The sequence below is a fragment of the Streptomyces sp. NPDC002490 genome (genome assembly GCF_040296045.1).
In the GTDB taxonomy this organism is placed as follows: Bacteria; Actinomycetota; Actinomycetes; order Streptomycetales; family Streptomycetaceae; genus Streptomyces.
In genome coordinates this window covers 1-19490 of the sequence record NZ_JBEOWM010000052.1, presented here as the reverse complement: position 1 = coordinate 19490, position 19490 = coordinate 1, and the positions used below count along the sequence as shown (strand labels likewise).

Here is a 19490-nt window from a genome sequence, read left to right as displayed (position 1 = left end):
CCGCACCGGGGGTCCACGAGGAGCACAGGACACGAACGATGGCCGGACGGTACGAGCAGCGGCCCACCCGGGCGAGCGTGCGGGGCGGGCACACCGTGGTGCCCGCGGCCCGGCGTGCCGCCCCGGCGCCCGCCGGGCGCACCCGGGTGTGGGCGCCGGACGGGCCGCTGGACCTGGGGCTGGTGCTCGGGCCGCTGCGCCGGGGCCCCGGCGACCCCACGTTCCGGGCGCTGCCGGACGGTTCGGTGTGGCGGGCCAGCCGGACGCCCGAGGGGCCCGGCACCCTGCGGGTGGCCCCGGAGACGGGCGGCGCCGTGACGGCCACCGCGTGGGGGCCCGGCGCCGAGTGGCTGCTGGACCGGCTGCCCGGGTTGCTGGGCGGCGCGGACCGGCCGGAGGAGTTCGTGCCCCGGCACCGGATCGTCGCCGAGACCCGGCGCCGCCGGCCCGGGCTGCGGCTGACCCGGACCGGGCTGGTCCTGGAGTCGCTGATCCCGTCCGTGCTGGAGCAGAAGGTCACCGCCGACGAGGCGTACCGGGCGTGGCGGCGGTTGGTGCACGGCTTCGGGGAGCCGGCGCCGGGCCCGGCCCCGGACGGGCGGCGGGTGCCCGACCTGCGGGTGGTGCCCGCGCCGCGGACCTGGGCGCTGGTGCCGTCCTGGGAGTGGCACCGGGCCGGGGTCGACGACAAGCGGGCGGCGACGATCCTGCGGGCGGTGCGGGTCGCCGCCCGCTTGGAGCAGGCGGTGGAGCTGTCGCCGGACGAGGCGTGCCGCCGGCTGGAGCTGGTGCCCGGGGTGGGGCCGTGGACCTCGGCGGAGGTGGTGCAGCGCAGCCACGGGGCGGCGGACCGGGTGACGGTCGGGGACCTGCACCTGCCGCGGATCGTCGGCTACGCCCTGGCCGGTGACCGGGACGCGGACGACGCGGAGATGCTGCGGCTGCTGGAGCCCTACCGGGGCCAACGGCACCGGGCGGCCCGCCTGGTGCTGCTGTCCGGCCGGACGCCGCCGCGCCGCCAGCCGAAGATGCCGCGCACCGACATCGGGTTGTTGTAGGGCTCGGTCCCCGGGGGCGCCGGTCGAAGGGAACGCGCCGAGCCCTTACTAGGCGCGCGCCGGGCCGGGGGGCGCGCTGTCCTGACCCGCCGTGCGAAGGTGGTGGAGGGTGAGGAGTGCGGCCACGGTGGTGGCCGACCTGATCCGTCCGGCGGCGATCAGATCGGGCACCTTCACCAAGGGGACCCATTCCCTGCGGGCCGACTCGATGGTGTCCACCGGTTCGCCGACATGGGCGGCGGTGTCCGACCAGTAGACCCGGTGGTGGGAGTTGGAGATACCGGGCATGGGATCGACCGCCAGCAGGAGCCGCAGCGGGCCCGGGCGCCACCCGGTCTCCTCCTCCAACTCCCGTGCGGCGGCCACCACCGGGTCCTCACCCGGTTCGGCACCACCGGACGGCAACTCCCATCCCCAAGCACCGGTGACGAACCGGTGCCGCCACAACAACAGCACCTCCACCCGCGGCCCCCACCAACGCGCCGCGGACGGCGTCAACACCACACACACCTCCCACCCCGCACCCTGCGCGACCCGCACCCCCTCGTCCACGAACTGCGCAGGACCCGCAGCACACGCAATCAGATACAACACCCCACGACCAGTCATGTCAGAAGTCCACACCGCTGCGCCAAGGCCCGCAACGCCGCCCCGGGTTGTGGGTGCAGGTCGAGACACCGCACTCGCCCTCGGAACCACACGCCCCTGAGCCGCCGGGCCTCGTAGCGCCGGGCCGAGGCCCTCCGTTCACCTGTGCTGCCCCTGTTCGGGACGGGCTCGCCCGCCGGCAGGGGCGTTGCCGCACTCCCGAACAGGTGCACGTCCTCGTCAGGCGCCCCGTACGGCCCCGTGGACGCGGCCCCGACGTGGTGCTGTCACCGGTCGGAGGAGAAGCGGACGGCGCCGGCCGGGAGGGCGGCGCCGCACCACACGCGGGCGCCGTCGCGCAGTTCGTTGTCGGGGCCGATGCTGGCGTCGTCGCCGACGACGGTGTCCCTGAGGGTGGTGCGGGCGCCGATGCGGGCGCGGGCGCCGATGAGGGAGTCGGTGATGACGGTGCCGGGGGCGATGACCGCGCCGGAGAGGACGGTGCTGCCGCTGATCCGGGCGCCGGCGCCGACCCGGGCGCCGTGGCCGATGACGGTGCCGCCGGTGAGCTTGGCGTCCGCGGCGACCCGGGCGGTGGGCAGCACCAGTCGGTCGCCGCAGCGGCCGGGCACGGCGGGCGAGGGGGCGCGGCCGAGGACGAGGTCGGCTGAGCCGCGGACGAAGGCCCGGGGGGTGCCGAGGTCGAGCCAGTAGGTGGAGTCGACCATGCCCTGGAGGTGGGCGCCGGAGGCCAGCAGGCCGGGGAAGGTCTCCCGTTCGACGGAGACCGGACGGCCGGCGGGGATGGTGTCGATGACGGAGCGTCGGAACACGTACGCGCCGGCGTTGATCTGGTCGGTGACGATCTCCTCGGGGGTCTGCGGCTTCTCCAGGAAGGCGGTGACCCGGCCGGTGGGGTCGGTGGGCACCAGTCCGTAGGCGCGCGGGTCGGCGACCTTCGTCAGGTGCAGGGAGACGTCGGCGCCGTGCTCGGTGTGGGCGGCGAACAGGGCGCGGATGTCGAGGCCGGTGAGGATGTCCCCGTTGAAGACGGCGACGGGGTCGCCCGGTGCGGCGTGGAGGCGTTCGGCGGCGTTGCGGATCGCCCCGCCGGTGCCCAGGGGTTCGCGTTCGGTGACGTACTCCAGGCGCAGCCCGAGGGCGGAGCCGTCGCCGAAGTACGGCTCGAAGACCTCCGCGAGGTAGGAGGTGGCGAGCACGATGTGCTCGATGCCGGCGGCCCGGGCGCGGGCCAGTTGGTGGGTCAGGAAGGGCACTCCGGCCGCCGGGACCATCGGTTTGGGGGTGTTGACCGTGAGCGGGCGGAGTCTGGTGCCCTTGCCGCCCACCAGGAGGATCGCTTCTGTCACCTGTCGTCTCTGCCTTCTGCCGGGGCCGGCCGGACGCGTCGGCCGGCCGGTTGCCGTGGACCGGTTCGGTGCGGACCGGCTCCGCCCGGCAGACGCGATCGAGGTGACGGTGGTTGCCCGATCAGTGTCCTTGGAGGCGGGCCGCGGTGGTGCGTGCAGTGTCCAACTTCTCGTAGAGGCCGGCTCCGGGGCACTCGGTGGCCAAGCCGTCGCGGTGTCCGGAGATCCGGTGAAGCCGGACCTTCTCTCCCTTTCGGTAGAGATTGCCACCGCCCGAGGTCAGATATGTCTTGCCCTGCGGATTGGCCCCGTACAGCCCCAGTTTCCAGGCCGTGAGCCGTGCGACGGCCCGGACCACGGCGGCCGGCGGGGCGGTGTCCTCGTAGGAGCCGAGGACGGCGATGCCCATGGTGTTGCCGTTGAAGCCGAGGGTGTGCGCGCCGAGCACGGCCTTGTTGACGCCGCCGGCCCGGCCCTCGTAGACGGTGCCGCACTTGTCGATCAGGAAGTTGTAGCCGATGTCCCGCCAGCCGCTGCTCGTGACGTGGTAGCGGTGGATACCGCGGATGACCGAGGGGGCCTGAGCGCAGGTGTAGTCGTTGCCGGTGTCGCTGTGGTGGACGAACGCCGCCTTGACGGACCCGGTGTACGTGTACCCCCCTTCGGGCAGGCCGGCGCCGGCGCCCCACGTCCTGCGGCTGGTGATCGCGGGGCGGGGGGCGGTGCGGGCCGCGGCGGCCGGGGCGCCGACCGGTTGGCGGCCGTGGACGGCCGGGAGGGCGAGTGCGACGCCCGAGGGCGGGTCGGTGCGGTCCGGGACGTGCGGTGCGGGCCGGTTCCGGGGGCGCGCGCGGCGCGTCGGTTCGGGGCCGGGGTCGACGAGGTCCAGTCGGAGCCCCGCGGGCAGCGGGGAGTGCCGCTCGGTGGCGCCGCCGGGTCCGTGGCGGGTGACGCGCACCTCGACGCCGTCGCTGGCGCCCACCCAGAGGGGGGCGGTGGCCCCGCGCACCCGGGCGGAGCGGGCTTCGGCGGAGTCGGGGTCGGCGGCGTGGTCCTGGGCGTGGACGTCGAGGGCCCGCCAGCGGGACCAGGTGCCGGTGGCGGTGGCCCGGGTGCGGACCTGGACGTCGCCGTGGAGTACGGCGCGGGCGTCGTCCCAGACGATGCCGAGGAGTGAGAAGGGGCGGACGCTGCGACGGATGAGCCCCTGTGCGGCAGCGGGGGTCGCGCGGGCTCGCGCGGCGGCCGGGGTCGCCGGGGGCGTGAGGGGGGAGAGGCGGAGCGACTGGGTGCGTCCGGGGACGTTCGTGTTGCTGGTGGTGCCTGCGTCGCCGGTGAGCAGGGCGCGGGGGGCGGTGGGGCGCGCGGCGTCCGTGGCGCGCGGGGCGACGGTCCGGGCTCCGGTGGGGAGGGTGAGCGGGAGGGTCAGGACGACCGCGCACGTGACGCCGACGGAGGAAGCAAGGAATCCACGCATGTGCCCGATGGTGAACATGAATGTACGACTATGTCCATCCGGGAACTGACGGGGCGTCCGATCGGCCGGGGTGCACACGCACCCGCGCGGGGTGCCGCGTTCACCCGGGCGGCCCGCTCCCCCTCACCCGCCCGGTCCTCGGGCCCGGCCACCGCCCGCCTCCGCCGCACACCGCGGACGCGTACCCTTGCGCGGGTGAACGCCACCGACCGCACCCCCGCCGACCTGCTGCGATCCGCGCTGGCCGCCGATCCGTCCCGCCCGCTGGTGACCTTCTACGACGATGCGACCGGGGAACGGGTCGAATTGTCCGTGGCGACCTTCGCCAATTGGGTGGCCAAGACCGCCAACCTCCTCCAGGGCGAACTCTCCGTGGAGCCCGGCGACCGGGTGGCGCTGTTGCTGCCCGCCCACTGGCAGACCGCCGTGTGGCTGCTGGCCTGCTCCTCGGTGGGCGCCGTCGCCGACGTGGGCGGCGAACCGGCCCGGGCCGACGTGGTGGTGGCCGGCCCCGACGCACTGGAGGCGGCCCGGGCCTGCCGGGGGGAGCGGGTGGCGTTGGCGCTGCGCCCGCTGGGCGGACGCTTCCCGGTGCCGCCGGAGGGCTTCCTCGACTACGCGGTCGAGGTGCCCTCCCAGGGCGACCGGTTCGTTCCGTTCGCGCCCGTGGACCCGGAGGCGGCGGCGCTGATCGTGGCGGGCGCGGAGCACTCGGGGGCGGAGGTCGTCGAGCGGGCCGGCGCCGACGCCGAGCGGCTCGGGATCGTCGGCCCGGGCGCCCGGGTGATGTCGCTGCGCGGCTACGACACCTGGGACGGGCTGGCCGCCGGTCTGTACGGTCCGCTGGCCGCCGGGGGGTCGGTGGTGCTGTGCCGGAACGCCGGGGCGCTCGACGAGGAGGCGCTGGCCCGGCGGGTCGAGGCCGAACACGTGACCGCCACGGCCCGCTGACCGGGCGGGCGGCGTCCGGCCCCGGGCCCGCCCGGAGGCCCGGTGGGCGCGCCCCGGACGGTGAGCCCGCCGCACGGCACCGAGTGACACCCCACGGAGCGGGAGAATGACATGGTTTGCCCACTTATAAACACGTGGAATGTGTCACCGCCGTCGCTCTACGCCCAATTGGGCGGATAGTGTGAGCGATCCCGGTGCCGACGGTCGGCGTGCACCGAGCACTGAGTGACCGAGCTACCGCGCGCCTTCGAGGGGGTGGCGCCGCGTGGGGCCTGACGGAGGACGTAGACAGCGTGGATGCGCAAGGCCGTGGGGCGGGGGACGAGGTCGACCCCGCTGACCAGTGGGTACTCAACCCGCAGACCGGGGAGTACGAGCTTCGGTTGGACACCTCCGTCGACCAGTCGGCGGTCCCCCCGCCGCGCAGCACCGAAGGACGCAGACGGCGTCCTCCGGGCCCCCGCACCCCCGCGCAGGACGTGGACGGCGCGCCGCCCCGGCGCCGACCGCCCGCCGAACGGAACGCCGAGCGCGCCGGCGCGCCCCGACGCACCGGCGGCGAGGTTCCCGGCCAGCGCAAGCGGCGCGGTGCGCCCCCGGAGCCGGCCGGTCGTCGCCGCGGCCGGGGCGCCGGGAAGGCGGCGGGCCGGTCCGGGAAGAAGAAGTCCCGCGGGAAGAAGGCCCTGGCCTGGACGGGCGGGGTCCTCGCCCTGGTCCTCATAGGGGCGGGCACCGCCACCTACCTCTACATCGAGCACCTCAACGGCAACATCACCACCACCGACGTGGGCAGCGCCGGTGCCGGCGGCTTCAGCAAGGACAAGGCCGTCAACATCCTGCTGATCGGCACCGACAAGCGCACCGGCAAGGGGAACGCCGGCTACGGCGACTCCGGCAGCCCCGGCCACGCGGACACCACCGTGCTGCTGCACGTGTCCAAGGACCGCACCAACGCGACGGCGCTCAGCATCCCCCGCGACCTCCTCACCGACATCCCCGACTGCCCGACCAAGCAGCCGGACGGCACCGAGAAGGTGGTTCCCGGGGAGAGCGGCGTCCGCTTCAACACCAGCCTCGGCCAGGGGGGGCGCGACGCCGGCTGCGCGATGCGCACCGTCGAGGAGTTGACCGGCGTCCCCGTCGACCACTTCATGCTCGCCGACTTCAACGCGGTGAAGACCCTCACCACCGCCGTGGGCGGGGTGGAGGTGTGCGTGGCCAAGGACGTCGACGACCCCAAGTCCCACCTCAAGCTGGAGGCGGGCAAGCACACCATCGAGGGCGAGCAGGCCCTCGCGTTCGTCCGGACCCGGGGCAGCTTCGGCAACAAGGGCGACCTCGACCGCATCCAGGTGCAGCAGCAGTTCCTCGGCTCGCTGATGCGCAAGCTGAAGTCGAACGACACGCTGACCAGTCCCACCCGGATGATGGACCTCGCCGAGGCCGCCACCAAGGCCCTGGAGGTGGACACCGGGATCGGCAGCATCAACAAGCTGAAGGACGTGGGCCTGGAACTGTCGAAGGTCGACCCGAAGAACATCACCTTCGCCACCCTGCCCGTCCTCGACAACCCGGCCGAGCGGGTCAAGGCCACCGTCGTCGTCGACACCCCCAAGGCCCTGCCGCTGTTCGCGATGATCCGGGACGACGTGTCGCTGACCGAGGTCGAACGGGAGAAGAAGGCGAAGGCGAAGGAGGAGAAGGCCAGTCAGGCCAAGCTGCTGAAGGGCCCGATGGCGGACCCCGCCGAGGTCCGGGTCAGCATCTACAACGGCGGCGCCCGGGCCGGCTCCGCTCAGGAAACTCTCACCTACTTGCAGAACACTGAGGGCGTGCTCAAATCCAGCCAGCTCGGCAACGCACCGGCCGACGTCCCCAGGACCCAGCTCGCCTACGCACCCGACCAGGCCGACCAGGCCCGGCGGTTGGCCAGCATCATGGGTCTGCCGGCCGCCGCCATGAAGCCGGGCGAGAGCGAGCAGAACGCGCAGGGACTCCCCGCGATCGTGCTGACGCTCGGTCCGGACTACAAGGGCGCGGGAGTGCCGATCAGTTCTCCGAAGCAGGTGCCGGAGGGCGTCCAGAAGATCGAGGCGGACAAGGCGGTCTGCGCGAAGTAACCCTTCGGGGCTCTCGGGCGTCTCACAGAACGACCCGAACGACTTCGGCAACGCGCTGGGAGGGGTTGCGAATGGGGCGAAGTGGCATGCGTGGGGAGGGATCCCGTCCACGCGTCCGCCGTGCCGGCGCGTCCGCCCGGAGCGGGACGGAACTCGTGGACGACCCCGCGGAGGGCGACCCCGCGCCGGACGGACCGGACGCCGGGGAGGGCGCCGGCGGCGAGAGCGTCGCCGCGCTCGCCCCGCGCGAACCGCGGGACCCGTCCCGGCCCGCCGGGGGCGCCGGCTCCCGCCCCGGTCCCAAGGGCCCCGGCGACGGCCGGCGCACCGGCCGCGGCGGCCGACCGGCCCGCCGCCGGCGGCGGCGCCTGCTCCGCTGGTCGGCGATGGTCCTCGCGGTCCTCATACTCGGCACCTCCGGCGCCGGTTACCTCTACTACCGCCACCTCAACGGCAACATCCGCAAGGGCGAGCTGAACATCGGCGAGCACAAGGCGCCCACCCCCACGCCCAACGCCGCCGGCCAGACCCCCCTGAACATCCTCCTCATCGGTTCCGACAGCCGGAACTCCGAGGAGAACCTGCGCCTCGGCGGCGGCCGGGACAGCGTCGGCGCGGCCCCGCTCGCCGACGTCCAGATGCTGGTGCACGTCTCCGCGGACCGCTCCAACATGTCCGTGATCAGCATGCCCCGGGACACCCTCGTCGAGATCCCCACCTGCACCGACCCCGAGGGCGAGGTCCACGAGGCCAGCCGGGGACGGGTGATGACCAACCAGTCGCTGGGTCGCGGCGGCGCCGGCTGCACGGTCGCCACCTGGGAGAAGCTCACCGACATCCACATCAACCACTTCATCCAGGTCGACTTCGCCGGCGTCGTCGACATGGCCGACGCCATCGGCGGGGTCCCCGTCTGCGTCGACAAGAACATCTACTCCCACACCGCCGACGACAAGGGCTCGGGCCTCAAGCTCCCCGAGGGCACCCACTCCGTCCAGGGCGAGCAGGCCCTCCAGTGGCTGCGCACCCGCTACGGGTTCGGGGACGGCAGCGACATAGGCCGGGCCAAGGCCCAGCACATGTACATGAGCTCCATGGTCCGGGAACTGCGGGAGAACGCGACGCTCAGCAACCCCGGCAAGCTGCGGGCGCTCGCCGAGACCGCCACCCGGTCGCTCACCGTGGACCGCGGGCTGGACACCGTGATGAAGCTGTACGACCTGGGCGACGAGCTGCGCAAGGTGCCGCCGGAGCGGATCACCATGACCACGATGCCCTTCGACTACCTCGGCCCGCGGGTGGTGCCCAAGCCGGGCGAGGCCGAGCAGTTGTTCCGGCTGGTCCGGGAGGACGTCCCGCTGGACGGCAAGGGCAAGAAGCGGAAGAAGCCGAAGGCGTCCGACGACCCGGCCGCCGTGGACTCCGAGATCGCCGTCCACGTGGTCAACGGCACCCGCACCGACGCGCTCGCCCCCGCGGCGGGCCGTGCCTCGACGGTGGCCCAGCTCCTGGTCGCCGAGGGCTTCACCCGGTCCGCCGCCGACACCCAGCGGGCCGTCGTCGAGGACCGCACGGTGATCAGGTACCCGAGCGCGGAGCTGGAGGGCGACGCACAGCGCGTCGCCAAGGTGATGGGCATCCCGCTGTCGTCGGTGCAGCGGTCCACGGACGTCACCGGGGTGACGCTGACGGTCGGCGCCGACTGGCGCGAGGGGAACGCCTTCCCCGAGCGGGCCGAGGACGATGCCGCACCGAAGTCCGCGGACCTGCTGAACGGCGCCGACGAGGACACCTGCATGGAGGTCAACCCGGCCTTCACCTACTGAGGCGGCGGAACCCCCCGCGGTTCCCGTGCCCCTCGCCCGGGTGGCCTCCGGGGGCGCTGCTCCGCTCCGGGGCCCGCCCGCGCTCGGCCCCCGCGGGCAACCGCGCGGCGCACCCCGCGCAGGGCCTCAGCGGCGGGACGCGATGACCCGCTTGGCGAGGGACTTGGGGCTGGTGAGGAAGCCCCAGCCCCAGGACATGTGCATGGTGGCGAGGGCCACCGGAATCCGTAGCCGTGCGGCGAGCGGCAGGCCGCGGCCGGCGGGCACCGAGCCGGCGGCGATCGCGGCGAGGTAGCCCGCCGGGACGGCGAAGGCGAACGGGGTCACCAGGGCCCCGGCCACCGTGCCCGCGGCGATCGCGCAGACCGCGGCGGGCGGCGCCAGGTAGCGCAGGTTGATCGAGCCCGAGTGGTAGCGGGCGACCACGTGCCGCCAACGCCCGTAGTCCTTGTACTGCTTGGCGAGGGCCCGCACGCTGGGCCGCGGGCGGTAGGAGACCCGCAGCTCGGGCGAGAACCAGATCAGCCCCCCGGCCCCGCGGATGCGGAAGTTCAGCTCCCAGTCCTGGGCGCGGATGAACTCCACGTTGTAGCCGCCCTGTTGTTCCAGGGCCTCGCGACGGAACACCCCGAGGTACACGGTCTCCGCGGGGCCGGCCTGCCCGCCGGTGTGGAAGGCCGCGTTGCCGACCCCGATCCGGGAGGTCATCGCCGCGGCGACGGCCCGTTCCCAGTCGTTCTCGCCCTCGGCGTGCATGATGCCGCCGACGTTCTGGGCGCCGGTCTCGTCCAGCAGCCGCACGGCGGTGGCGATGTAGTCCGGGGAGAGCATCCCGTGCCCGTCGACGCGGACGACGACCGGGTGCCGGGACGCCTTGATCGCGGCGTTCAGCGCGGCGGGGGTGCGGCCGGTGGGGTTGGGCACGGTGTGCACCCGGGGGTCCTCGCGGACGAGTTCGGCGGCGATCTCGTCGGTGCGGTCGGTGGACGGCCCGAGAGCGATCACGACCTCCATCTCGCCCTCGTACTGCTGGGCGAGGATCGCGTGGACGGCTCCGCGCAGGTGCCGCTCCTCGTTGAGGACCGGCATGATCACGGAGACGGGAGGGTGCTGAGGGGCGGGCGTGGCGTTCATCGTCCTTCACGTTACCGCGAACGGGGGACACGGTCGCGCGCCGTCCGGCCCGATCAGGCGGGCAGCATTTCCTATGGACGTACCGTCGCCCTTGGCCGCACGGCCCCGGCCGGTCCGCGAGGCCCCGGCCCGACGGTCACGCCCACCGAACCGTGCCGTCCGCAGAGGTGTCGTCCCCGTGCCGCAGCCGCCCCGCCGTCCCGTCCGCCCCGCGCCCCGGGGAGGAGGCCGCGGCCCCGCCGCCGCAGCGGCACGCCCGCGCGGACGGCGCGGACGGCACCGTTGGGTGCGGCGCACGGTCACGGCCCTGTCGGTGACGGTGCTGGCCGCGGGGGGCATCGGGCACGCCCTGATGACGGGCATCGACGCGGAGATCCAACGGGTGGACGCGTTCAAGGACATGAAGAACCGGCCGCGGGCCGGTCACGGCACCAACTTCCTGCTCGTCGGCACCGACGGCCGCGACCGGATCACCCCGGAGGAGAAGGAGAAGTACCGGCTGGGCGGGGCCCCGTGCCACTGCACCGACACCATCATGATCGTGCACCTGTCGGAGGACCTGGAGCGGGCCAGCGTGGTGAGCCTGCCCCGCGACTCGTACGCGGAGGTCCCCGAGCACCTCGACCGGACGACCGGGAAGCAGCACGCCGCGCACCCGGTGCGGCTGAACGCGGCCTACGCCGAGGGCGGACCGCCGCTGACGGTGCGCACCGTGGAGCACGTGACCGGGGTGAAGATCGACCACTACCTGGAGGTCGACTTCGTCAGCTTCATGCGGACCGTGGACGTGGTCGGCGGGGTGCGCATCTGCGCCGCGAAGCCGCTGAAGGACCGGGCGACCGGGCTGGACCTGGCCGCCGGACCGCACGAGCTGAACGGCGGCCAGGCGCTCCAGTACGTGCGGTCCCGGCACGTCGACGGCGCCGCCGACCTGGGGCGGATGCAGCGGCAACAGGCGTTCGTGGCCGCGCTGATCGCCAAGGCCACCTCGTCGGGGGTGCTGCTCAACCCGGTGCGGTTCCGCGAGCTCGCCCGGGCCTCGCTGGGTTCGCTGCGGGCCTCCGAGGGCTTCGGCACCGACGAGATGCTGACCCTGGGGCGGGCCATGCGGGGCTTCTCGCCCTCCTCGTCGGAGTTCACGACCGTGCCCATCGACGACGTGGCGTTCCCGGTCAAGGGCATCGGCTCCACCGTGAAGTGGGACGGGGCGAAGGCCGAGCGGCTCTTCCGGGCGTTGCGCGACGACCGGCCGCTCGCGGTGCGCGCGCGGTCCAAGGCGGTGAAGGTGGAGGTGGCCCCGGACCAGATCCGGGTGCAGGTCGAGAACGGCACCGGCACGGCGGGCCTCGGCGCCGAGGTCGACGCGGAGTTGCGGTCCACCGGCTTCCGGACGACGGGGCTGGCCGCGGACGCCGCGGACCGCACCGCCGAGCGCACCGTCATCCACTACGACCCCCGGTGGGACCGCTCCGCGGCCTCGCTGGCGGCGGCGCTGCCAGGCGCGGAGCTGCGGGAGGAGGCCGGGCGCGGGCCGGTGATGCGGGTGGTGGTGGGCGCCGGGCACGAGGGCGTCACCCGGGTCCGGGTGGCGAGGGCGGCGGACGCCGGCGAGTTCGGGGCGGTCCCCGGCTCCGAGGTGACCTGCGCCTGACCGGGGCACGACGCCGCGGAGGCGGGCACCCGGGTCGGGCGCCCGCCTCCGCGTGCGGTGGTGTGCGCGGTCAGTTGCCGCGGACGGTGACCTCGTCGCCGTTCTTCAACTGCTGGACCAGCGTCTTGACCTTCGCCTGGTCCCAGACCAGGTTGCCGCCCCGGGAACCGGAGAGGGGGATGTTCATCGACACGCCCTCGCCGCCGGTGACGCCCTTCATGCCCCAGAACATCTCGGTGAGGTCGAAGAGGCCCATGTCCTCGTCGACGATCAGGGTGTCCAGGCCGGCGCCCATCGTCGGGTAGAGCTTGAAGGGGTTGAGGACGGTGGAGGGCGTCGCCGTCTGGCTGGCCAGCGCGGACAGGAACTTCTGCTGGTTCTTGGTGCGGTCCAGGTCGCTGCCGGCGAAGGCGTAGCGGGTGCGGACGAAGGCGAGCGCCTGCTGGCCGTCCAGGGTCTGCTTGCCGGCTTCGAAGTCGGCGCCGGACCGCTTGTCCTTGAAGCCTTTCTCGATGTTCATCTCGACGCCGCCGACCGCGTCCACGATCTTGGCGAAGCCGCCGAAGCCGATCTCCGCGTAGTGGTCGATCCGCAGTCCGGTGTTGTGCTCGACGGTGCGGACGAGGAGCTCGGGGCCGTCCATCGCGTAGGCGGCGTTCAGCTTGACCCGGCGGCCGGTGCCCTCGAAGCGCTTGCCGGAGTCGGAGCCCACGAAGGAGGGGATCTCGACGTCCGAGTCGCGGGGCAGCGAGATCATCGTGTTCCCGTTGCCGCCGACGTGCAGGATCATCATGGAGTCGGTGCGCTTGCCGGCGGCGGAGCCGGTGTGCAGCTTCTCCTTCTCCTCGTCGGACATGCCCTCGCGGCTGTCGGAGCCGACGATCAGGTAGGTGGTGCCGTCGCCGCCCCCGGGGCGCTCGATGACCTTGGAGAGGTCGACCTCGCGGTTGAGCTTGGAATCGGCCCAGAAGTACGTGCCGACGGACACCACGAGGAGCACGACGAGCAGGGTCAGCGAACCGACCTTGATGCGCCGCTTCCAGTCGGGCGCCGGACGGGGGGCGCCGCCGGGGCGGAAGTGGCCGTCGTCCCCGCCGCCCCCGCGGCCGGCTCCGCCGCCGCCCTGGGGCGAGCCGTAGACCTGGCCGGTGTTGTAGCCGCTGTCGTAGCCCTGCGGCCCGCCGCCCTGGCGGCCGTCGTGCCCGTACCCGTGCTGCGGGGGCACGCCCTGCGGCGGTGCCGGGGGGCGTGCGGGGCGGCCGCCCCGCTGGCCTTGCTGCCCCTGTTGCCCCTCTTGCCCCCACTGAATGCCCTGACCGCCCTGGCCTCGCTGGACGTGCCTCATCACGCGGGCACGCTCGGGCTGCTCGTTGGCGCTGCCGCGACCATATCCTTCACCGCCGCGGCCTCGACCGCTGCGCCCCTCGGGCCATTCGCTCATGTGCACAAGTGTGCCGGCTCACAGCCGGCCGCTGACAGGGCGGGGGGAGTCTCGGAGCACCCCTGTTGCAGAGCTGATGCATTGTGCACCGCCTGCGGCCGTTCAACGGCGCCCGGGGCGTTCGGCGGGGTTCCGGCGCCCGTACGCGTGGCCGTGCGCCGTGCGGGACGCCAGAGGGCGCGCAGGGGCGCGAGAGGCGGGAAACCGGACGCCGGCGCACGCCATACAGTGGAGGGCATGACAGCGCAACCCCCCGTCGTGGAGTCCGGCGACCCCGGCGACCACGGCTCCCCCACCGCGACCGGCGCCACCCGCGCCGAAGGCGGCTCCCCCGGCCCCGGCGCACCCGGCATCCCCGGCAAGCCCACCTCGGCCTCCCGCACGACGCTGAGCCACATCATGACCCACAACGACACCAACCTCCTGGGGACGGTGCACGGTGGTGTGATCATGAAACTGGTGGACGACGCCGCGGGCGCGGTGGCCGGACGGCACTCCGGCGGCCCCGCCGTCACCGCCTCCATGGACGAGATGGTGTTCCTGGAGCCGGTCCGGGTCGGTGACCTCGTCCATGTGAAGGCGCAGGTCAACTGGACCGGACGGACCTCCATGGAGGTCGGGGTCCGGGTGCTCGCCGAACGCTGGAACGAGTCGACGACCGCCACCCAGGTCGGTTCGGCGTACCTCGTCTTCACCGCCGTCGACGCGGACGGGAAACCGCGGATCGTGCCCCCGGTGGAGCCGGAGACCGAGCGGGACCGGCGGCGCTACCAGGAGGCCCAGATCCGGCGCACCCACCGCCTCGCGCGGCGCGCGGCGATCCGCGAACTGCGGGCCCGCCGGATCGCCGACGGCATCCTCGACTGACGCCACGCCGAAAACCCGGTGCCGGAACCCGACGCCCCTTCTAGGGTTCCGGCATGGCTTCCCTCGTGCGTCACGTGACCTTCGACTGTGCCGACCCCCACGCCCTCGCCTCCTTCTGGGCCCGGGTGCTGGACGGACGCCTCGCCGACGACGACCACCCCGGTGACCCCGAGGCACAGGTCGTCTCGGCCGGCGTCGGGCTCCTGTTCATCCGCGTCCCCGAGGGCAAGACCGTCAAGAACCGGGTCCACCTCGACCTCCAGCCCCAGGACCGCACCCGGGACCAGGAGGTCGACCGGCTGGTCGCCCTCGGCGCGACCGTCACCGGCGACCACCGTCGCCCCGACGGCTCGGGCTGGGTCACCCTCGCCGACCCGGAGGGCAACGAGCTGTGCGTGGAGCGCAGCGCCGCGGAGCGCGGCACCGACTGACGGGGCCGCCGGTCAGCCGGCCGGGGCGGGGCAGCGGAACTCCGGACGGGCCCGGTGCGGCGAGCAGGCCACCAGGCTCACCGAGAGGAACCGCTGTCCGGCCAGCCACCAGCCGCCCACCACGTCGTCCCCGGCGAGCAGCCGCTCCCGGGCCGCACCGATCAGGACGGGGGCGGTCACCCGCTCCCACTCCGAGACGAACGCCCCCTGGTGCGGCAGGACTTGCCCTGCGTACCACTCCAGGGCGGCCCCGGGCTCGAACCAGGTGCCGCGCACCTGCGCGGCCGGCTTCAGCAGCCAGTGGGCCACCTCCAGGGGCGGCAGCGGATTGCCGGAGAACGTCGGGTGCGTGTCCCTGCGGGGACCGTCCCGGTGGAGTTCGAAGCCGCTGCCCAGCCAGGTGTAGCCGTGGTGGTGTCGTTGCACGCCGACGCTCGCCTCTCTGCGGGTGGTCCGGGCGCGGCTCCCGACCGCACGTACGCGGTGCGCGCGGTGCGCGCCGGGAGTCCGTGCCCGGACCACGGTTCGGTCAGCGACGGCCGCAGCCGTCGCCGTCGCCGCAACCGCCGTCGTCGTTGCCGCCCTTGCCGTCGTCGTCCTCGGGGTCGGCCTTGACCGGGCGGAACGGGTGCCGCATGGTGACCTCCAGCGCGCGTACGCGACGCGGGGCGGGTCCCCGCGCCGCCTTGCGGGTGCGACCCCGCGTCCGGCCGGAGTCCTTGGCGGGTACGTCGGCCGGGCGGGGGCAACTGGGACCCTAGGGAGGACGGGCCGAGCACCACTGCCCGATTGAGCGCGGTTGCTCACACCGCGCCCGGATGTGGTGAGGGTTGCTCAACCCGATGCGAGCAAGCTTCTGGCCCGCGTGATCAACCTCTGGGCTTGTGCTCCGTGCACTGCTGACTCCATCAACCAATCCCATGCCTTCTCGTACACACGGATGGTCTCGATGTCGTCCAGCCAGAGTTCGGCAGCAATCGTCTCCACCACTACCACTCGGCGGTCGTAGATCCAGAAGCCGTGGGAGGGCGCGCGCTTCAGCGTGGCAGCCGTGGGGATGATGCCGAGCGTGACCGTGTCCAGTCCGATCACGCTCATCAGCCTGTCCAGCTGGCTGGCCATCACTTCAGGTGGGCAGGTGCGAGCGTGAAGCGCGCCCTCCCACAGGAGGAAATGAAAGGTTCGACCAGGCTCGTAGAGCGCCTGTTGCCTGCGCAACCTGGCGCGCACGGCCTCTTCGGTGTCCTTGGGGGATTCTCGGAACTCGGCGGCCACACTGAACACGTTGTGCGCGTACCCCGCTGTCTGCAACAACCCCGGAATGCGGACCACTTCCATGGCACGAGTGTTCCTTGTGACCTGAGTCTCAAGAATGCCCAGCTCTTGGCGGGGCCGATGCCCGCCTCCCAGTTGCCTCCGCCAGGAGCGGTAACGGGTTTCCAGACCCCTGAGCTGAGCGATCAGCTCATCCGCCAGTCCAGGCTGCCCCACGGCGCCGGCCCACGCGGCCAGGTCGGCCGCTGAGGGAGTCTGTTTGCCGTTCTCCAGTCGACTGACCTTCGAACGCTGCCAGCCCAGACGTTCGGCCACTCCCTTGCCATCGAACCCCGCCTCGGTGCGCAACTCACGGAGCCGCGCACCGAGCACGGTCCTCGCCCTCTGATAATCAGTGCTCACGCACTGGAAGGTATCCGGCGGGCGAACTCATCGGTGGCGACGGCATGGTGCCAAGCCGCTTCCCTGATTTGACAAGCCGTCAAGACTTGCTGCGGCTCTTCGGTTACCTCAACCCCGAGCGTGGTGTCCTCCTGGTCGAAGTGGAACCTGACCAGGATGCGCGAATCGAACAACCAGAAGTCGGACTCGGGCAGCCCCAGACGCTCGGCCTCCCCGCGGTACATGTTGCGAATGTCCTCTCCCGCCCGCACGTTGCTGGTCGCGCTAGCGAGCAAGAACCTCTGACCCTCCGTAGGGGGGTCGTCCACGAGGCGCACCCGCTCGACCCGCTTGCCCTTCGCCACCTGTGCACGAATGTTGCGACGCCACGAGTTGTCCGGATCGCTACCGATGTCCTCCCCTCTCCGCCAGCGGATCCACTTGTCACTGCCGCGGTCGGACGCATAGCCTCTGCGCGTCTCCAGCCTCCATGCCGAGTGTTCGAATTCCTCGAAGAGACCGGCAACCGAGGCGAAGGGCGTCAGATCCCTCACCGTCACTCCTTCGGACTGAACTTGACCAGCAGCTCCCGGGGAACCACTACGAAGGTCTCGGACTCCTTGACGTCACGGAGCTGGGCAAGGTGTTCGGGGTCCAGCAAGCGTTCACCCTGCACGACGATCGTCCCCTCCCCCACCACTTCATACAAGGTTGGGCAATCCCCTTCATCCGAGGTGGTGCCGAGGAACTTGAGTGTCATCGTTTTTCCCTTCTCGATGGCCGGGTCACCAGAGTGCGACAAGTCCCACGTCAGGTCCGATCAGTTGCGCGTGATTGCGAGTGAAGCGACGGTTGCACGGCGGACTTGCTCATCAACGCTGACGCCGGTCATAAAAAGTGCTCATATCCTGGTCGGGGACCGCTCGGTGTTCGCAAGTCAACGTCGTCGGGGCAGACTTCACGCATGACGACCTCTGCAACGCCTGCCTCCGAGCCGTGGTCCGCAGTTCTGCAAGACGGAACCGGCCCCGTTCAGGGCGAGGTACTCGACCTGGTGCACCGCACCCGCGACTCCCGGAGCTACTGCCCCGAGCTGATCTGGGGAAATCTCCAGACGCCCGACTACGCCCGAGCCGTGCTACGACGGGTCGTGGAGTTCCACGAGGTGCCCGACGACATCGAGGCGGGCGTCGCGGCGCGCACCGCCCGAGCCGCGCTCATCGGGCAGGGTGGGCGTACCTACCACACGCTGCTCGGCGAGCAAGCGCTCCGCCGACGTTTCGGGGGCGTGGAGGTGATGAGGGAGCAGTTGGCGCATCTCCTGGACGCGACCGAGCGGGACGGTCTGCGGCTGGGGGTCATTCCCTCGCGGGCGGAACTGGTTGCGCTCCCCGAGCACGGCTTCAACATCTACGACGAAGACCTCGTCTCGGTGGAGACCGTCGCCTCCGCCCTCGACGTCACTGAGCCGGCCGAGATCGCGGTGTACGTCAAGGCGTTCGACTGGCTCCGGCGGTCCGCGGTCTACGGCGAGGAGGCACGGGGGCTGATCCGGGCGGAGTTGGACGCCCTGGGGTGAGCCCCGGGAACGCCGCTGCCCCCGGCCGGGCGGCCGGGGGCAGCGGGTGGGGTGCTGCGGGGCGGGCGTCAGATGAGGCCCAGGGCGCGGACCGCCTCGCGCTCCTCGGCCAGTTCCTGGACCGAGGCGTCGATGCGGGCGCGGGAGAACTCGTTGACGTCCAGGCCCTGGACGATCTCGTAGACGCCGTCCTTGGTGGTGACCGGGAAGGACGAGATGAGGCCCTCGGGGACTCCGTAGGAGCCGTCCGAGGGGATGCCCATGGAGGTCCAGTCGCCCTCGGCGGTGCCGTTGACCCAGGTGTGGACGTGGTCGATGGCGGCGTTCGCGGCGGAGGCGGCGGAGGACGCGCCACGGGCCTCGATGATCGCGGCGCCGCGCTTGGCGACGGTCGGGATGAACTCCTCGGCCAGCCACTTCTCGTCGCCCACGACCTCGGCGGCGTTCTTGCCGCCGACGGTGGCGTGGAAGACGTCCGGGTACTGGGTGGCCGAGTGGTTGCCCCAGATGGTGAGGCGCTTGATGTCGGCGACCGTGGTGCCGGTCTTCTTGGCGAGCTGGGTGAGCGCGCGGTTGTGGTCGAGGCGGGTCATCGCGGTGAAGCGCTCGGCCGGCACGTCCGGGGCGGCGGCCTGGGCGATCAGGGCGTTGGTGTTGGCCGGGTTGCCCACCACGAGGACCTTGATGTCGTCGGCGGCGTGGTCGTTGATGGCCTTGCCCTGCGGCTTGAAGATGCCGCCGTTGGCCTCCAGCAGGTCGCCGCGCTCCATGCCCTTGGTGCGGGGGCGGGCGCCGACCAGCAGGGCCACGTTGGCGCCGTCGAAGGCGACGCCCGGGTCGTCGCTGATGTCGATGCCCTGGAGCAGCGGGAAGGCGCAGTCGTCGAGTTCCATCGCGGTGCCCTCGGCGGCCTTGAGCGCCGGGGTGATCTCCAGGAGCCGCAGCCGGACCGGCACGTCCGCGCCGAGGAGCTGGCCGGAGGCGATACGGAAGAGCAGGGCGTAACCGATCTGGCCGGCCGCGCCGGTGACGGTGACGTTCACGGGAGTGCGGGTCATGGCGTTCTCCGTATGACAGCTGGCGGTGGGGCGTCCCTGCCCCGGATGCGGGACCCCGTGCGAGCGGCCGGGTGATCGATCATCGGTTCGGATGATCGATCTCTTGGCGTCAAGAGAGATCCGCGGTCAGGCTATCGCGCCCCGGCCGACCCGGTGGGGTGGGGCCGTGTGGCCCGCCCCACAGCCCGGCGGGCGCCGCCGGCGACGGCCGGTTCCCTGCCGTCGCCGGCGGCGGGCGGGGGCGACGGGCCCGGGCGGCGGGTGGTGGGGCGCGGGACGGTGG

Annotated in this window: 18 protein-coding genes; 8 read left to right on the top strand and 10 right to left on the bottom strand. The window is 72.8% G+C overall.

Annotated features, from left to right (window positions below; all coding sequences use genetic code 11):
• The first annotated feature begins 38 nt into the window (after positions 1-38).
• Positions 39-1058 (top strand): DNA-3-methyladenine glycosylase family protein, encoded by a 1020-nt coding sequence (locus ABT092_RS25960; RefSeq protein ID WP_351247927.1) that lies wholly within the window; start codon positions 39-41, stop codon positions 1056-1058.
• A 48-nt stretch (positions 1059-1106) separates the two neighbouring features.
• On the opposite strand, the gene ABT092_RS25955 is transcribed toward ABT092_RS25960, so the two are convergent.
• From ABT092_RS25955 to ABT092_RS25945, 3 genes are all read right to left on the bottom strand, one after another.
• Entirely contained in the window at positions 1107-1559 is a 453-nt protein-coding gene (locus ABT092_RS25955) for an NUDIX domain-containing protein (protein WP_351247925.1), read from the bottom strand.
• 374 nt (positions 1560-1933) lie between these two features.
• Positions 1934-3016, bottom strand: a complete 1083-nt coding sequence (gene manB, locus ABT092_RS25950) for a mannose-1-phosphate guanylyltransferase (protein WP_351247923.1) — start codon at positions 3014-3016, stop codon at positions 1934-1936.
• A gap of 121 nt (positions 3017-3137) precedes the next feature.
• Positions 3138-4493 (bottom strand): peptidoglycan recognition protein family protein, encoded by a 1356-nt coding sequence (locus ABT092_RS25945; protein ID WP_351247922.1) that lies wholly within the window; start codon positions 4491-4493, stop codon positions 3138-3140.
• Between the two features lie 195 nt (positions 4494-4688).
• On the opposite strand from ABT092_RS25945, the gene ABT092_RS25940 reads away from it, so the two are divergent.
• From ABT092_RS25940 to ABT092_RS25930, 3 genes are all read left to right on the top strand, one after another.
• Positions 4689-5444: a TIGR03089 family protein gene (locus tag ABT092_RS25940; protein WP_351247921.1), complete on the top strand. Its 756-nt coding sequence runs from the start codon at positions 4689-4691 to the stop codon at positions 5442-5444.
• 293 nt (positions 5445-5737) lie between these two features.
• A complete protein-coding gene (locus tag ABT092_RS25935) occupies positions 5738-7564 on the top strand; it encodes an LCP family protein (RefSeq protein ID WP_351247918.1) in 1827 nt (608 codons plus the stop codon).
• A 71-nt stretch (positions 7565-7635) separates the two neighbouring features.
• Positions 7636-9390: an LCP family protein gene (locus tag ABT092_RS25930; RefSeq protein ID WP_351247916.1), complete on the top strand. Its 1755-nt coding sequence runs from the start codon at positions 7636-7638 to the stop codon at positions 9388-9390.
• A 126-nt stretch (positions 9391-9516) separates the two neighbouring features.
• On the opposite strand, the gene ABT092_RS25925 is transcribed toward ABT092_RS25930, so the two are convergent.
• Positions 9517-10524, bottom strand: a complete 1008-nt coding sequence (locus tag ABT092_RS25925; protein ID WP_351247914.1) for a glycosyltransferase family 2 protein — start codon at positions 10522-10524, stop codon at positions 9517-9519.
• A gap of 178 nt (positions 10525-10702) precedes the next feature.
• Between ABT092_RS25925 and ABT092_RS25920 the strand changes: the two genes are divergently transcribed.
• Positions 10703-12175: an LCP family protein gene (locus ABT092_RS25920; protein ID WP_451361919.1), complete on the top strand. Its 1473-nt coding sequence runs from the start codon at positions 10703-10705 to the stop codon at positions 12173-12175.
• Between the two features lie 70 nt (positions 12176-12245).
• On the opposite strand, the gene ABT092_RS25915 is transcribed toward ABT092_RS25920, so the two are convergent.
• On the bottom strand, positions 12246-13616 hold the full coding sequence (locus ABT092_RS25915) for an LCP family protein (protein ID WP_351247910.1): 1371 nt from the start codon (positions 13614-13616) through the stop codon (positions 12246-12248).
• Positions 13617-13853: 237 nt separating this feature from the next.
• Between ABT092_RS25915 and ABT092_RS25910 the strand changes: the two genes are divergently transcribed.
• On the top strand, positions 13854-14483 hold the full coding sequence (locus tag ABT092_RS25910) for an acyl-CoA thioesterase (RefSeq protein ID WP_351247908.1): 630 nt from the start codon (positions 13854-13856) through the stop codon (positions 14481-14483).
• A gap of 53 nt (positions 14484-14536) precedes the next feature.
• Positions 14537-14914, top strand: a complete 378-nt coding sequence (locus ABT092_RS25905) for a VOC family protein (protein WP_351247906.1) — start codon at positions 14537-14539, stop codon at positions 14912-14914.
• 12 nt (positions 14915-14926) lie between these two features.
• Here the strand turns inward: ABT092_RS25905 and ABT092_RS25900 are convergent, their stop codons facing one another.
• From ABT092_RS25900 to ABT092_RS25885, 4 genes are all read right to left on the bottom strand, one after another.
• Complete coding sequence (locus ABT092_RS25900; RefSeq protein ID WP_351247904.1) at positions 14927-15340, bottom strand: hypothetical protein; 414 nt, start codon at positions 15338-15340, stop codon at positions 14927-14929.
• A gap of 408 nt (positions 15341-15748) precedes the next feature.
• Positions 15749-16591 carry a helix-turn-helix domain-containing protein gene (locus ABT092_RS25895; protein ID WP_351247902.1) on the bottom strand — a complete coding sequence of 281 codons (843 nt, stop codon included), beginning with the start codon at positions 16589-16591 and terminating at the stop codon, positions 15749-15751.
• A complete protein-coding gene (locus ABT092_RS25890) occupies positions 16588-17124 on the bottom strand; it encodes a DUF6879 family protein (RefSeq protein ID WP_351247900.1) in 537 nt (178 codons plus the stop codon). The genes ABT092_RS25895 and ABT092_RS25890 overlap by 4 nt, the downstream gene beginning before the upstream one ends.
• 2 nt (positions 17125-17126) lie before the next feature.
• Positions 17127-17330, bottom strand: coding sequence for a hypothetical protein (locus tag ABT092_RS25885; protein WP_351247898.1), 204 nt, complete (start codon positions 17328-17330; stop codon positions 17127-17129).
• A gap of 204 nt (positions 17331-17534) precedes the next feature.
• Here ABT092_RS25885 and ABT092_RS25880 point away from each other — a divergent pair, with 204 nt between their 5' ends.
• Complete coding sequence (locus tag ABT092_RS25880; protein WP_351247896.1) at positions 17535-18149, top strand: DUF5753 domain-containing protein; 615 nt, start codon at positions 17535-17537, stop codon at positions 18147-18149.
• A 68-nt stretch (positions 18150-18217) separates the two neighbouring features.
• On the opposite strand, the gene ABT092_RS25875 is transcribed toward ABT092_RS25880, so the two are convergent.
• On the bottom strand, positions 18218-19207 hold the full coding sequence (locus ABT092_RS25875) for a malate dehydrogenase (protein ID WP_351247894.1): 990 nt from the start codon (positions 19205-19207) through the stop codon (positions 18218-18220).
• Between the last annotated feature and the right edge of the window lie 283 nt (positions 19208-19490).

Excerpts from the sequence above, each read along its gene's own strand:
- ABT092_RS25905 (WP_351247906.1), top strand. The coding sequence starts at position 14,537 with ATGGCTTCCCTCGTGCGTCACGTGACCTTCGACTGTGCCGACCCCCAC.
- ABT092_RS25875 (WP_351247894.1), bottom strand. The coding sequence starts at position 19,207 with ATGACCCGCACTCCCGTGAACGTCACCGTCACCGGCGCGGCCGGCCAG.
- ABT092_RS25910 (WP_351247908.1), top strand. The coding sequence starts at position 13,854 with ATGACAGCGCAACCCCCCGTCGTGGAGTCCGGCGACCCCGGCGACCAC.
- ABT092_RS25960 (WP_351247927.1), top strand. The coding sequence starts at position 39 with ATGGCCGGACGGTACGAGCAGCGGCCCACCCGGGCGAGCGTGCGGGGC.
- ABT092_RS25915 (WP_351247910.1), bottom strand. The coding sequence starts at position 13,616 with ATGAGCGAATGGCCCGAGGGGCGCAGCGGTCGAGGCCGCGGCGGTGAA.
- ABT092_RS25930 (WP_351247916.1), top strand. The coding sequence starts at position 7,636 with ATGGGGCGAAGTGGCATGCGTGGGGAGGGATCCCGTCCACGCGTCCGC.
- ABT092_RS25885 (WP_351247898.1), bottom strand. The coding sequence starts at position 17,330 with ATGACACTCAAGTTCCTCGGCACCACCTCGGATGAAGGGGATTGCCCA.
- ABT092_RS25880 (WP_351247896.1), top strand. The coding sequence starts at position 17,535 with ATGACGACCTCTGCAACGCCTGCCTCCGAGCCGTGGTCCGCAGTTCTG.
- ABT092_RS25945 (WP_351247922.1), bottom strand. The coding sequence starts at position 4,493 with ATGCGTGGATTCCTTGCTTCCTCCGTCGGCGTCACGTGCGCGGTCGTC.
- ABT092_RS25925 (WP_351247914.1), bottom strand. The coding sequence starts at position 10,524 with ATGAACGCCACGCCCGCCCCTCAGCACCCTCCCGTCTCCGTGATCATG.